This window comes from Oceanisphaera sediminis (assembly GCF_039539745.1).
GTDB lineage: Bacteria > Pseudomonadota > Gammaproteobacteria > Enterobacterales > Aeromonadaceae > Oceanimonas > Oceanimonas sediminis.
The window spans coordinates 35,986-49,647 of the sequence record NZ_BAABDS010000002.1 but is presented as its reverse complement, the minus strand read 5'-3'; the positions used below and the strand labels follow the sequence as shown (position 1 = coordinate 49,647).

Here is a 13,662-nt window from a genome sequence, read left to right as displayed (position 1 = left end):
ACGGCCGGGGAAGCGTAGCCTCCTGCGGCACCGGCATGGCCGGTCAGTAATGTCCATTATGCTCCAACCCCGGCCGAATTGCCTTGATCCCGTGGGGCGCCCTCACTAGACTAGCGCCCGTTATGACAAGAGGTTGTGTATGCTGGTCCGCGATTTTTCCTTTGAGCTCCCCGACGAACTGATAGCCCGCCATCCGATGCCGGAACGTTCCGCCAGTAGGCTGTTGCAGCTGAACGGTAACAGTGGTGACATCACCCACGGTCACTTCGCCGAGATCCTGAATCTGGTCAACCCCGGCGATCTGCTGGTGTTCAACAACACTCGGGTGATTCCGGCTCGCCTGTTTGGCCACAAGGCCAGCGGCGGCAAGTTGGAAGTGCTGGTCGAGCGGGTACTGGACGACAAGCGGGTACTGGCGCATGTGCGTGCCTCCAAGGCGCCCAAACCGGGCACGGTCCTGATCCTGGAACCAAACGTGCAGGCCACCATGCTGGCCCGCCACGACGCCCTGTTCGAGATCGAATTCCATGATGAAAGACCTGTGCTGGAGATCCTCGAAGCGGTCGGCCACATGCCGCTGCCACCCTATATCGACCGGCCCGACACCGACGCCGACAAAGAGCGTTATCAGACCGTTTACAACGAAAAGCCCGGTGCCGTGGCCGCACCCACTGCCGGCCTGCACTTCGACCAGCCGCTGTTGGACGAGCTGACCGCAAAGGGCGTTGCTCAGGCGTTCGTTACCCTGCACGTAGGCGCCGGTACCTTTCAGCCGGTGCGGGTCGAACAGGTACTCGATCACAAGATGCATGCGGAATATATCGAGGTACCGCCACAAGTGGTGGCACAGATAGAAGCTACTCGTGCCCGGGGCGGCCGGGTCATTGCCGTGGGCACCACTTCGGTGCGCTCGCTGGAAAGTGCGGCCCAGGCCACCATGGCCAAGGGCGAGCCGCTGGCGCCTTTTTATGGTGACACCGATATCTTTATCTATCCCGGCTACCGATTTCAGCTGGTGGATGCCATGGTCACCAATTTCCACCTGCCCGAGTCGACCCTGCTCATGTTGGTCAGCGCCTTTGCCGGCTACGATCACATCATGGAAGCCTACCGGCAGGCGGTGGCCGAGCGTTATCGTTTTTTCAGCTACGGTGACGCCATGTTTATAACCAAAAATCAGGGATTGGGGAATAGGGACTAGTCAATCCCCATTCCCTAATCCCCATTCCCAAATCCCCAATCCCGGAAACGAAGGTCGGACTGTTTCTCCGGCCAGTGAGGTAACCGATGAAATTTGAACTGCAAACCACCGATGGCGGCGCCCGCCGTGGCCGCCTGATTTTCGACCGTGGCGTGGTTGAAACCCCGGCCTTCATGCCCGTGGGCACCTATGGCACCGTCAAGGGCATGACCCCGGAAGAAGTTGCCGATACCGGCGCCCAGATCCTGCTCGGCAACACCTTCCACCTCTGGGTTCGCCCGGGTCAGGAGGTGATGAAGATGCACGGCGATCTGCATGACTTCATGAACTGGCAGGGGCCCATTCTCACCGACTCCGGCGGTTTTCAGGTGTTCAGCCTCGGTGACATTCGCAAGATCACCGAAGAAGGCGTTCATTTCCGCAACCCGGTCAACGGCGACAAGATTTTTCTGTCACCCGAAGTGTCGATGGAAATCCAGTACGATCTGGGCTCCGATGTGGTGATGATCATGGATGAATGCACCCCCTATCCGGCAACCTGGGAAGCAGCCAAAAAGTCGATGGAAATGTCTCTGCGCTGGGCAAAACGTTCGCGTGATCATTTCGACAAGCAGGGCAACAAGAACGCCCTGTTCGGCATCATTCAGGGCGGTGTTTACGAAGACCTGCGTGACGAGTCGCTGGCCGGTCTGCTCGACATCGGCTTCGACGGCTATGCGGTCGGCGGCCTGGCGGTAGGCGAGCCCAAGCACGAAATGCACAAGGTGCTGGAGCATACCTGCCCGAACATTCCGGCCGACAAGCCCCGTTACCTGATGGGCGTGGGCAAGCCGGAAGATCTGGTGGAAGGGGTACGCCGGGGCATCGACATGTTCGACTGCGTCATGCCGACCCGCAATGCCCGTAATGGCCATCTGTTTACCAGCGAAGGGGTGGTGAAAATCCGTAACGCCAAGCACAAGACCGACACCGGCCCGCTGGATACGGACTGCGATTGCTATACCTGCAAGAATTATTCGCGCTCTTATCTGCATCATCTGGACAAGTGCAACGAGATCCTGGGTGCACGTTTAAACACCATTCATAATCTCAGATTCTATCAAAGAGTTATGGAAGGTTTACGTGGAGCCATAGAGCAGGGTAAATTAGACGACTTTGTAGCTGACTTCTATGCGCGCCAGGGTAAACCCGTGCCGCCACTGGGCCAGACTGCAGGTGAAAACGGCGAATGACGAACGGGTGAGGGAAGGTGTCTGCTAAGTCGACCGTGACATGCCATGGATGGCATGTCCGAGCCCCCAGGGATGGGTTTATGGCGTGTCGACGTGCTGTACCTTCCCTCACCGGTGCATAACACCGATGTAACAGCTTTTAACCATCAATAACGAGGAACTGAAAAGAATGGATATTATCTCTAACGCTTACGCCCAGGACGGAGCCGCCGGTGGCGGTATGGAAATGATCATCATGCTGGTGGTATTCGGCCTGATCTTCTATTTCATGATTTTCCGCCCCCAGTCCAAGCGGGTCAAAGAGCACAAGAGCCTGATGTCTTCCCTGAGCAAGGGTGACGAAGTGCTGACCAACGGTGGCCTGGTAGGCAAGATTGCCAAGATCTCCGCAGAAAACGACTACGTATTGCTGAACCTGAGCGAGCAGAGCCAGGTCACCATCAAGAAGGACTTCATCACCGCTGTTCTTCCCAAGGGCTCTATCCAGTCCCTTTAATTCTCTGTCGAGGAGCACAGCGTGTTAAATCGATATCCGCTGTGGAAATACTTGGTGGTGATCGCCGTGATCACCATCAGTTTTCTGTATGCAGCACCCAATCTATTTGGTGAAGACCCTGCCTTGCAGGTGTCTGGCTCCCGTGGCACTGAAGTGACCCCTGCCGTCCTGACTCAGGCTCAGCAGACGTTAAGCAAGGCCGGCATCGCAGTGAAAAGCGCGGCTTTGGCCGATGATCAGTTACTTATCCGTTTCCGCAATACCGACGATCAGCTCAAGGGCAAGGATCTGGTGGCGGACACGCTGGGTGATGGTTACATCACCGCCCTCAACCTGGCCCCTTCCACTCCTTCCTGGCTTGAAGCCATCGGTGCCGGCCCGCTCAAACTGGGCCTCGATTTACGTGGTGGCGTGCACTTCCTGATGGAAGTGGACATGGACGAAGCACTGAGCCGGGTGCAGGAGCAAACGGTGCAGGACTTCCGTACCGACTTGCGTGAACAGCGGCTGCGTTATTCCGGTGTACTGGCCAAAGACGGTGGCACCCTGGTGGTATTCCGTGATGCGGACACCCGTGACCAGGCGCTCAGTCATCTGCGCGGCCGCTATCCGGGCCTGATGTTCTCCGATCGTGATAATGGCGAGAGCTTCGGGTTGTTCGCGGTGATGAGCGAGCAACGGCTGAAAGAAGTGAAAGAATACGCCCTGCAGCAAAATATCACCATCATTCGCAACCGGGTCAACGAGCTGGGTGTGGCCGAGCCGCTGGTGCAGCGTCAGGGTGCCGAGCGCATCGTGGTACAGCTGCCGGGTATTCAGGACACCGCCCGCGCCAAGGAAATTCTCGGCGCTACCGCGACCCTGGAATTCCGCCTGGTGGATGAAAATGCCGATGTGGCCGCCGCCAACGCGGGTCGGGTTCCGCCCAACAGCGAGCTGCTGCGTGACCGTGACGGTCGCCCCGTGGTGTTGAAAAAGCGCATCATCCTGACCGGTGAGCATATCGTCGATGCCAGCTCCGGCATGGATGAATTCAGCCGTCCCCAGGTGAATATCAGCCTGGATGCCCCCGGTGGCAGCCGCATGGCCGATTTTACCAAGGATAACGTCGGTCGCCCCATGGCGACGGTGTTTACCGAGTACAAAACCGGCGATGAGCTGAATGAAGATGGCACGCGACAGTTCCGCAAGCAGCAGGAAGTGATCAACGTCGCCACCATTCAGTCGCGACTGGGCCGTAGTTTCCGTATCACCGGCATCGATTCCATGGCGGAAGCCCAGAATCTGGCGCTGTTGTTGCGGGCCGGTGCCCTGATTGCGCCCATCCAGATAGTGGAAGAGCGCACCATAGGCCCGAGTCTGGGCAAGCAGAACGTGGAAAACGGCCTGCTGGCCATGGTCTACGGCATGCTGGCGGTGGTGTTGTTCATGACCATCTATTACCGCAAGTTCGGCCTGGTGGCCAATGCGGCGCTGCTGGCCAACCTGGTGATCATCATCGGGGTAATGTCGATGGTGCCGGGGGCAACCATGACGCTGCCGGGCATTGCCGGTATCGTGCTGACCATCGGCATGTCGGTGGATGCCAATGTGCTTATCTTCGAGCGTATCCGTGAGGAACTGCGCGACGGGCGCGGGGTGCAACAGGCGATTCATATCGGCTACGACAAGGCGCTCGGCACCATTGCCGATGCCAACATCACCACGCTTATCACCGCCATCATACTGTTTGCGGTGGGCACCGGCCCCATCAAGGGCTTCGCTGTGACCCTGATGATCGGTATTCTCGCCTCCATGTTTACCGCCATTGTCGGTACCCGGGCCCTGGTCAACCTGCTCTGGGGCGGCAAGCGTCTCAGCAAACTGTCGATATGAGGAAATAACCGATGTTTGAGATCCTCAAAACCCGGGCGCCCATTCGCTTCATGCACTATTCAAAGGCGGCGACTGCATTGTCGCTGGCCTTGATAGCGCTGTGCTTTTTCAGCCTCTTTACTCGAGGCCTGAACTGGGGCCTGGACTTCACCGGCGGTACCGTGGTTGAAGCCGCTTTCGAGCAGGCGGTCGAGCTGGACCAGGTGCGTAACAGCCTGGAACAGGTCGGCTTGCCGGGGGCCACCGTGCAGAACTTCGGCACCAGCCGGGATGTGTTGATTAGGCTGGCCCCGCAGGAAGGCGTGGATGTGCAGCAGCAGGGCGAGTCGGTCATGGCTGCCATGGCGCAGGTGTCCGAATCCGTCGAGATGAAGCGGCTGGAGTTTGTCGGCCCCGCCATCGGTGCCGAGCTGGCCGAGCAGGGTGGCCTGGCCATTCTGGTCGCCTTGCTCTGTATCCTGATGTATGTCGGCATGCGTTTCGAGTGGCGTCTGGCTTCCGGTGCCGTGCTGTCGCTGGCCCACGATGTGATCATTACGCTGGGCGTATTCTCCTGGATGCAAATCGAGGTGGATCTGACCATAGTGGCGGCCTTGCTGACGGTGGTGGGCTATTCGCTCAACGACACCATAGTGGTGTTTGACCGGGTGCGGGAAAACTTTCGCCGGGTGCGCAACACCACGACCGCCGAGGTGTTTAACGAGGCCATTACCGAAACCCTGAGCCGAACCCTGATCACCTCGGCCACCACCCTGGTGGTAGTGGTGGCGCTGTTCCTTAAGGGCGGGGCGCTGATCCACGGTTTTGCCACCGCGCTTTTGCTGGGCATCGGCTTCGGTACCTATTCTTCCATCTATATCGCCAGTGCCTGGGCCATGTTGCTCGGGGTACAACGGGAGCATATGCTGCCGCCACAGGTAGAGAAGGAAGGGGCGGATCAAGAGCCGTTAGCCTGACAGCATGAAACCCAAGGGGCCCGGCGGGCCCCTTTTTGTTATGAAATGCATTTGCAACATGACAAATGTCGTGGAGCTGCATAACATGTGGTCATAATAAGACAAGTTCGGAGCCGTCTTGAACGACAGATTATTGCTTGCTCCCCTGGCGCTTCTGGGCCTGGTGCTGGTTGGCTGCAGCGCACCCCGGGTGGTGACTCCCACCCTGGTGCTGCCGGTACCCATGCAGGTTTCCTATGAAAGCGAGCTGGGGATTGCCCGCCTGGGGCAGATGCTGAATTCACCGGGACTGACGCCCGAGCAACGTGCCGAGCTGTTTTTTCAGCGCGGCGTGGTATTCGACCGGGTCGGCCTGCGGGCCATGGCCCGTCTGGACTTTAACCGCGCCCTGCGGGAAAGGCCCGATTTTGCCGATGCCTACAACCTCAACGGTGTCTATCTGACCCAGAATCAGGAGTTCGACGAAGCCTATGAAGCCTTCGACTCGGCCCTGGAGCTGGCGCCGGAATACGCCTACGCCAACCTGAACCGGGGCATTGCCCTTTATTACGGCAGTCGACCTACGCTGGCGGCACGGGATCTGAAAACCTTTCTGGACGAAGATCCCGCCGACCCGTACCGCTTGCTGTGGTGGTATCTGGCATTGGAGCAGACCGATCGCGATGCGGCGCTGGAGGCGCTACGCAGCCATCAGCAGGCTCATGGTTCCGACGAGTGGGCCTGGGATATCGTCAATGTCTATCTGGGCACCATGAGTGATGAACAGTTGCTCAACCGTATCACGGAAGAAAGTGAAGACAATCAGGAGCTGGCCGAGCGGCTGTGCGAGGCCTATTTCTATCTGGCCAAGCAGGCCCAGCGCAACGAGCAGCCGGAGCAGGCCATGGTGTATTTCAAGCTGGCCCTGGCCACCAACATCTACGACTTTGTCGAACACCGCTACTCACTGCTGGAGCTGGATCTCATCGGCGAGCAGGCCCGGCTGAAACGCTGATCGGCGGGACTTGCTCCTACGTTATACCAGTTATATTAAAGATCTGATCAGATATTGGGCCGGAGCGTCAGAGGTAACACAGCCGCCTCCCACGACACGCCATGAACCCTCCATGGGGGCTCGGGAAATGACGTCCCTGTCATTTCATGGTCGTGGGAGGCCATCTCTGTTACCTCTCATGGTACACCGAGTTGCCCGCAGATGGCCCCTACAGGCAATGCCGGAGCTTCAAGGAGGGCGAAGGGATCTGCTTCACCGACCATCACATGACAGGGAGGTCATGTGTTGAGCGTCACATGGATGTGCTTGAGCGAGTCGGAGAAGCGGGCCCTTTGTCCGACGTTTACACAGAAATGCAATAGATCATTTGTTTATTCAAATTGCTATTATTCCTGCACCATGTTTGCCGGTGACGGCAGCCATTCCATGCCCGGCAACTGGTTCCAGTAGCCGTTGCAGTAGCGGGAGTTCAGCGGGTATCGCTCCGGCCGGCGTTGCTGCTGCTCAAAACGACCAATCCATTGCAGACATTCCCGGCTGTGGGCGCTGATGCGTACCGCATCCACCCAGTCGGTCATGGTCGGCACCTCGTTGATCAGGTTATAGCAATAGCCTGACTGGGTCTGAATGCCATTGAGGTTAAAGGCCGCTTGCCCTTCCTGGGTCAGAGCCTGACGGCCGCCGGGATAATCAATGCAGACCAGCTCGCAGTCATCCTTGAGCCGATTCTCGGCCCGGGCGGTAAAACAGCGGGCAGAATAGGCCAGTGGCAGGTAACCATAGCCGAACACTTCCAGCTTGAAACGCTCCCTTATGCCGTCTGCTTCGGCCGCCCGATGAATGCCCAGCAGCCAGTCTCGCGACAGCTCGACCGGTGGCACCCAGGTGGTCATGCCCTTGTTCAGCAGCAGGCGCAGGGTATCCAGGTTGTAGACGTTGAGTGCCGGACCCGCGACAAAGGGCAAGCCATGCTCATGGGCCAGCTGAACCGCGCCCAGATCATTGGCTTCGATGGTCAGCTCGCCGTTATCACACAGTTTCTTGATGGCCAGCAACTCGGCCGGTGACTGGATCAGCGCCAGGGTGGAGTACACCACCTCCTTGCCTGCTCGCTGTAATTCCCGGCCCAGGGTCAGCCAGTCGGCCGACTTGAATTCACGGCGTTTGGGACAGACGGTTTCTCCCAGGTAAATACGCCTACAGGGCTGGCTTAGCGCCTGTTGATAAAATGATTCCAGCTCGGCTTTGGGCCAGAAAAACAGCATGGGCCCGAGATGAATATGCATGATGTCTCCTATTGCCATTTTCGATGGTAGGCACCCAGGGTGGTCTGGCTGCCTTCGGACAGGGTGGCGAGTTGCTCATGCCAGGCCGCCTTGACCGCGTAGCCGTCGGGGGTGGCCAGATAGCTGTCCAGCGCCTGGCGCCATACTCGAGTGACCTGGGTGGTATAGGCCGGGCTGCGCTGGCGTCCTTCTATCTTGACCGACTTGATGCCGAGTTTGGCCAGGCTGGGGATCAGACTCAGGGTGTTCAGGCTGGTGGGCTCTTCCAGAGTATGAAAACGCTTGCCGTCTACCTCGAAACGGCCTTTGCACAGGGTGGGGTAGCCGGCCTGCTCGTCAGGACCGAAGCTGTCGATCAAGACCCCGTTGAGGCGGGATTCAAGCTGTTCTCCTTTTTCCTCCCAGCGTACATAACGGGCCGGTGAACAGGCGCCCACCGTATTGGGACTTTCGCCGGTCAGGTAGGAAGAGAGATAACAACGTCCTTCCGCCATGATGCACAGGCTGCCGAAGGCAAAGACTTCCAGCTCGGCGTCCGTCTCTTTGGCAATTTGACGTACCTGCTGGATAGACAGCACCCGGGGCAGCACCACGCGTTTGACGCCGTAATTCTGCTGAAAAAAGCGGATGGCGGCGGCATTGGTCGCACTGGCCTGCACCGACAGGTGCAGCTCGGTGTCCGGATATTGACTGGCGGCATAGGCGAGTACCGCATGATCGGCAATGATCAGCGCATCGGCACCCAGTGCCACCGCCTGATCCACCGCGCCCTGCCAGAGCCGCTCCTTGCCCTGATGGGCGAAGGTATTGATGGCGACATGCAGCTTGCGTCTGTGCCGCCCGAGATAATCCACACCGTCACGCAAATCCCGTTCACTGAAGTTCAGTCCGGCGAAATGGCGGGCATTGGTCTGATCTTTAAAACCGATGTAAACCGCATCGGCACCCTGGTCGACGGCGGCTTTCAGGGCCGGCAGGCTGCCGGCGGGGCATAGTAGTTCCATCTTGTTCACTCCGGGTCAGAAGCGGGCAGTCTAGAGAGGAACGGATAACGAGTATTTGATTTGAGACAAAAAGGGGTATTTGATTTGGCGCAGTATTAACAGCATGAGTTTGTGTTGTGATAGTGCTTTTACGGAAGAGGAATCATCTATGCTGGCGCTTGTTTGTCGAGATATTTGTCAACATGCCCCGTCGCTGCTGAAAATTCCCCTGCACCGACTGCCTCATCGTCTGCAGGGGCCGCTGCTCGAGCAGTTGCTCAACCGGGTGCTGGCCGAGCCGTTGCAACGAGGGCAGCTGGATTTTCTGGCCGGCGCCCGATTGCAGGTGCTGGTGCCGGATCTGGATTATCGGCTCACCCTGACACTGGAGCAGGGGCGCTTGCGCAGCCTGGCCACGCACGAGGCCGATGTGGTTATTCGAAGCGAATTGCAGGATTTGATCCGTCTCAGTACCGGAGAGCTGGATCCGGATACACTGTTTTTTCGACGTCGTTTGCTGATCACCGGCGATACCGAACTGGGTCTGGCATGCAAGAACATGCTGGATAGTCTGGATCCGGATGGTCAGCCGGCCTGGTTCCGCCGTTTGCTGGGGGTGATGTCCGCCGTGGTGCGCCAGGCCGATATGGCGGCGCAGACAAAAGCCGGAAGAGGTGAGGATAACACCTGAATCCGGACGGTGGCTGTGCTAATATCCTGCGCCTTAAGCACCCTTGGATCTCATGAATATGCTTGAGCAAATTCGCGTTGTGTTGGTCAACACCTCACATACCGGCAATATCGGCTCTGCCGCCCGCGCCATGAAAACCATGGGCCTGGGCGACTTGTGGCTGGTCGATCCGGTCAGCTCCCCGGACAGCCAGGCCGTTTCCCTCGCCGCCGGCGCCAGCGACGTACTGGGCAGAGCCCGCATCGTGCCGACGCTGGCCGAGGCGGTGGCCGACTGTGGTCTGGTCATCGGTGCCAGCGCCCGTTCGCGCACCTTGTCCTGGCCCATGCTGGATGCCCGGGAAGCGGGCGAAAAAGCCATGATTGAAGCCCCTCGGCACAAGGTGGCGCTGGTGTTTGGCCGGGAGCGAACCGGACTCAGCAATGAAGAGCTGCAGCTGTGCCATTTTCACATGGCCATTCCGGCCAATCCGGAATACAGCTCGCTTAACCTGGCGATGGCGGTGCAGACCCTGAGTTATGAAGTACGCATGGCCTGGCTGGCCCGCGAGCAGGCCGCGACGGGCCAGATAAAAGGTGACACCGATGCCGAGCCGGAGTATCCGTTGTCCGAAGATCTGGAACGTTTCTATCAGCATCTGGAGCAAACCCTGCTGAACACCGGCTTTATCATCAAGCCTCATCCGGGACAGGTGATGACCAAGTTGCGGCGGCTGTTCAACCGGGCGCGGCCGGAAGATCACGAGCTGAACATACTGCGCGGCATCCTGACATCGGTGGATAAAAAAGGCCGCTGACCGGGGCCGAATAGCCGAGTGCTTTGGTAGGACTTATACTTGACTGAAACACTCGGGTATGACACCCTGAGCCCATGTCTGAAAACGGTTTAATCACATGAGACTGACATCAAAAGGTCGTTATGCGGTAACAGCCATGCTGGATGTGGCGTTGCACGGAGAATCCGGCCCGGTGTCCCTGGCCCATATCTCCGAGCGACAGGGTATTTCCCTGTCCTATCTCGAGCAGCTGTTTGCCCGTTTGCGCAAGCAGGGGCTGGTCAGCAGTGTGCGGGGTCCCGGTGGTGGTTATCTGCTGGGTATGAAACCGGCCGCCATTTCCGTCGGGGCGGTTATCGCCGCCGTCGATGAGTCGGTGGATGCCACCAAGTGTCAGGGTAAGGGCGATTGTCTGAGTGGCAATCAGTGTCTGACCCATTCGCTCTGGTGTGCACTCAGTGATCGCATCAGCAACTTCCTCGATGGCATCAGTCTGGCCGAGCTGGTTAACCAGCAAGATGTCCGGCTGATTTCCGAGCAGCAAGACAGTAATCTGAATCTGTTGACTCTGGACTAGCCCGAGTAGCAGCAAGTGAGCCTGAAACATTCAATTTTAAATGTCGATGACAAGACTGCCGAACAGGGCAGCGTTGAACGGAGAATATGATGAAACTGCCCATTTATCTCGACTATGCGGCTACCTGCCCGGTAGACCCTCGCGTCGCCGAAAAAATGATGCAATGCCTGACCCAAGACGGTGTTTTCGGTAACCCGGCTTCTCGCTCGCACCGCTTCGGTTGGCAGGCGGAAGAGCTGGTCGATATTGCCCGTAACCAGATTGCGGATTTGATCAATGCCGACCCGCGCGAAATCGTGTTCACCTCCGGTGCCACCGAGTCCGATAACCTGGCCATCAAGGGCATTGCCAATTTTTATGGCAAGAAAGGCAAGCACATCATTACCTCCAAGACCGAGCATAAAGCGGTGCTGGATCCCTGCCGCCAGCTGGAGCGTGAAGGTTTCGAAGTCACTTATCTCGAGCCTCAGCCCAACGGTCTGTTCACCCTGGCACAAATCGAAAATGCCCTGCGCGATGACACCATTCTGGTGAGCATCATGCACGTGAACAACGAAACCGGCGTGATCCAGGACGTGAAAGCCATCGGCGAGCTGTGCCGCAGCCGCAAGATCATGTTCCATGTGGATGCCGCCCAGAGTGCCGGCAAGACCGACATCGACGTGCAGGACATGAACATCGATTTGCTGTCGCTGTCTGCCCACAAGATTTACGGCCCCAAGGGTATCGGCGCGCTGTACGTTTGCCGTAAACCGCGGGTTCGTCTGGAAGCGCAGATGCACGGTGGCGGTCACGAGCGCGGCATGCGCTCCGGTACCCTGGCCACCCACCAGATTGTCGGCATGGGTGAAGCCTTCCGCATCGCCAAGGAAGAAATGCACGCCGAAGGCGAGCGGATTCTGGCGCTGCGCAACCGTCTGTATGACGGCATCAAAGACATCGAAGAAGTCTATGTCAACGGCGACCTGGAACAGCGGGTACCGGGCATTTTCAACATCAGCTTCGCCTATGTCGAAGGTGAGTCACTGATCATGGCGCTGAAAGACCTGGCGGTCTCTTCCGGTTCGGCCTGTACCTCTGCCAGCCTGGAGCCGTCTTATGTACTGCGTGCCCTGGGTCTGAACGATGAGCTGGCACACAGCTCCATCCGCTTCAGCATCGGTCGCTTTACCACCGAAGAACAGATTGACTATGCCGTGCGCCTGGTCAATGAGGCCATCGGTCGTCTGCGTGACATGTCTCCGTTGTGGGAAATGTTCAAGGACGGGATAGATCTGGATCAAGTTGAATGGGCACACCACTAAGGTGTCCGAATCATTGAAGCATGGGTGAGGAACTAAATCATGGCTTACAGCGAAAAAGTAATAGATCACTATGAAAACCCCCGCAACGTCGGTGGTTTCGACAAGAACGATCCTAGCATCGCAACCGGCATGGTCGGTGCGCCGGCCTGTGGCGACGTGATGAAGCTGCAACTGAAGATCAGCGACGCAGGCATCATCGAAGACGCCAAGTTCAAGACTTACGGCTGTGGCTCTGCCATCGCCTCCAGCTCGCTGATCACCGAATGGGTGAAAGGCAAGAATCTGGACGAAGCGGCCAGCATCAAGAATACCCAGATTGCGGAAGAACTGGCCCTGCCACCGGTGAAAATCCACTGCTCCATTCTCGCAGAGGATGCCATCAAGGCAGCGATTGACGATTACAAGAAGAAGAAAAACCTGGCGTAAGACGGAGACACCATGGCGATCACCATTACCGATGCAGCTGCACAACGGGTGCAGACTTTTCTGAACAACAGAGGCAAGGGCCTGGGACTGCGGTTGGGGGTCAAGACTTCCGGTTGCTCCGGCCTGGCCTATGTGCTGGAATTCGTCGACGAATTGTCCGAAGGCGACCAGGTGTTCGAGCATGGCGAGGTCAAGGTGATCGTCGACAGCAAAAGCCTGGTGTATCTGGACGGCACCGAACTCGACTTCGCGAAGGAAGGCCTGAACGAGGGCTTTAAATTCAACAACCCCAATATCGACGGGGAATGTGGTTGCGGCGAAAGCTTTAACGTTTAAGGACCCCGGCATGAACTACTTCGAGCTGTTTGGCTTACCGGCAGAGTTTGCCCTCGACAGCCAGACACTGGCCGACACCTATCGCCAGCTGCAGATGCAGTTTCATCCCGACAAGTTTGCCTCCCGCCCCGAGCGGGAGCGCCTTCAGGCGGTACAACGTGCCGCCCAGATCAATGATGCGTTCACCACCCTCAAGCAGCCCCTTAGCCGTGCCGAATATCTGCTGTCCCTGCAGGGATTCGATATCCGTGCCGAACAACAGACCCTGAAGGATCCGTTGTTTCTGATGCAACAGATGGAATGGCGCGAGCAACTGGAAGACATTGCCGGTGCTGAGGATGTGTTTGGCGCCATCATGGCGTTTGATCGGGAGCTGCAACAGGCGTCTGCCGATTTCTATGCCGAGCTGGAGCAACAGCTTGTCTCGTCACGCTGGCCGGATGCTGCCGATACGGTACGCAAACTTAAATTCATGACCAAGCTGCATGCCGAACTCGAACGTTTGGAAGATGCGCAGCAGGAATTCTGAA

15 protein-coding genes are annotated in these 13,662 nt (G+C 57.9%); 13 read left to right on the top strand and 2 right to left on the bottom strand.

Going from position 1 to position 13,662, the window contains the following annotated elements:
• The first annotated feature begins 139 nt into the window (after nt 1-139).
• From queA to nlpI, 6 genes are all read left to right on the top strand, one after another.
• Nucleotides 140-1,201: a tRNA preQ1(34) S-adenosylmethionine ribosyltransferase-isomerase QueA gene (queA, locus tag ABD827_RS00785; protein WP_344961451.1), complete on the top strand. Its 1,062-nt coding sequence runs from the start codon at nt 140-142 to the stop codon at nt 1,199-1,201.
• 86 nt (nt 1,202-1,287) lie between these two features.
• Complete coding sequence (gene tgt / locus ABD827_RS00780; RefSeq protein ID WP_344961449.1) at nt 1,288-2,433, top strand: tRNA guanosine(34) transglycosylase Tgt; 1,146 nt, start codon at nt 1,288-1,290, stop codon at nt 2,431-2,433.
• 169 nt (nt 2,434-2,602) lie between these two features.
• Nucleotides 2,603-2,929 carry a preprotein translocase subunit YajC gene (gene yajC, locus ABD827_RS00775; RefSeq protein ID WP_298715603.1) on the top strand — a complete coding sequence of 109 codons (327 nt, stop codon included), beginning with the start codon at nt 2,603-2,605 and terminating at the stop codon, nt 2,927-2,929.
• A gap of 21 nt (nt 2,930-2,950) precedes the next feature.
• A complete protein-coding gene (gene secD / locus ABD827_RS00770; protein WP_344961447.1) occupies nt 2,951-4,804 on the top strand; it encodes a protein translocase subunit SecD in 1,854 nt (617 codons plus the stop codon).
• Nucleotides 4,805-4,815: 11 nt separating this feature from the next.
• Nucleotides 4,816-5,760 carry a protein translocase subunit SecF gene (gene secF, locus ABD827_RS00765; protein WP_298715599.1) on the top strand — a complete coding sequence of 315 codons (945 nt, stop codon included), beginning with the start codon at nt 4,816-4,818 and terminating at the stop codon, nt 5,758-5,760.
• A gap of 118 nt (nt 5,761-5,878) precedes the next feature.
• Nucleotides 5,879-6,754: a lipoprotein NlpI gene (gene nlpI, locus ABD827_RS00760; protein WP_344961445.1), complete on the top strand. Its 876-nt coding sequence runs from the start codon at nt 5,879-5,881 to the stop codon at nt 6,752-6,754.
• A gap of 386 nt (nt 6,755-7,140) precedes the next feature.
• Here nlpI and ABD827_RS00755 read toward each other — a convergent pair whose 3' ends face one another.
• Together ABD827_RS00755 and ubiU are read right to left on the bottom strand one after the other, a co-directional pair.
• Nucleotides 7,141-8,040 (bottom strand): U32 family peptidase, encoded by a 900-nt coding sequence (locus ABD827_RS00755; protein ID WP_344961443.1) that lies wholly within the window; start codon nt 8,038-8,040, stop codon nt 7,141-7,143.
• An 8-nt stretch (nt 8,041-8,048) separates the two neighbouring features.
• Complete coding sequence (gene ubiU, locus ABD827_RS00750; RefSeq protein WP_344961441.1) at nt 8,049-9,044, bottom strand: ubiquinone anaerobic biosynthesis protein UbiU; 996 nt, start codon at nt 9,042-9,044, stop codon at nt 8,049-8,051.
• Nucleotides 9,045-9,192: 148 nt separating this feature from the next.
• On the opposite strand from ubiU, the gene ubiT reads away from it, so the two are divergent.
• The 7 genes from ubiT to hscB all read left to right on the top strand — a co-directional run bounded on the left by ubiT (nt 9,193) and on the right by hscB (nt 13,661).
• Nucleotides 9,193-9,714, top strand: a complete 522-nt coding sequence (ubiT, locus tag ABD827_RS00745) for a ubiquinone anaerobic biosynthesis accessory factor UbiT (RefSeq protein ID WP_344961439.1) — start codon at nt 9,193-9,195, stop codon at nt 9,712-9,714.
• Nucleotides 9,715-9,772: 58 nt separating this feature from the next.
• Entirely contained in the window at nt 9,773-10,510 is a 738-nt protein-coding gene (trmJ, locus tag ABD827_RS00740) for a tRNA (cytosine(32)/uridine(32)-2'-O)-methyltransferase TrmJ (protein WP_298715587.1), read from the top strand.
• 97 nt (nt 10,511-10,607) lie between these two features.
• Nucleotides 10,608-11,066, top strand: coding sequence for a Fe-S cluster assembly transcriptional regulator IscR (iscR, locus tag ABD827_RS00735; RefSeq protein ID WP_298715585.1), 459 nt, complete (start codon nt 10,608-10,610; stop codon nt 11,064-11,066).
• An 89-nt stretch (nt 11,067-11,155) separates the two neighbouring features.
• Nucleotides 11,156-12,370, top strand: a complete 1,215-nt coding sequence (locus tag ABD827_RS00730; RefSeq protein ID WP_298715583.1) for an IscS subfamily cysteine desulfurase — start codon at nt 11,156-11,158, stop codon at nt 12,368-12,370.
• 39 nt (nt 12,371-12,409) lie between these two features.
• Nucleotides 12,410-12,796, top strand: coding sequence for a Fe-S cluster assembly scaffold IscU (iscU, locus tag ABD827_RS00725; RefSeq protein ID WP_298715581.1), 387 nt, complete (start codon nt 12,410-12,412; stop codon nt 12,794-12,796).
• A gap of 12 nt (nt 12,797-12,808) precedes the next feature.
• Nucleotides 12,809-13,132, top strand: coding sequence for an iron-sulfur cluster assembly protein IscA (gene iscA, locus ABD827_RS00720; protein ID WP_104485303.1), 324 nt, complete (start codon nt 12,809-12,811; stop codon nt 13,130-13,132).
• 10 nt (nt 13,133-13,142) lie between these two features.
• A complete protein-coding gene (gene hscB, locus ABD827_RS00715) occupies nt 13,143-13,661 on the top strand; it encodes a co-chaperone HscB (protein ID WP_298715577.1) in 519 nt (172 codons plus the stop codon).
• Nucleotide 13,662 lies beyond the last annotated feature (1 nt).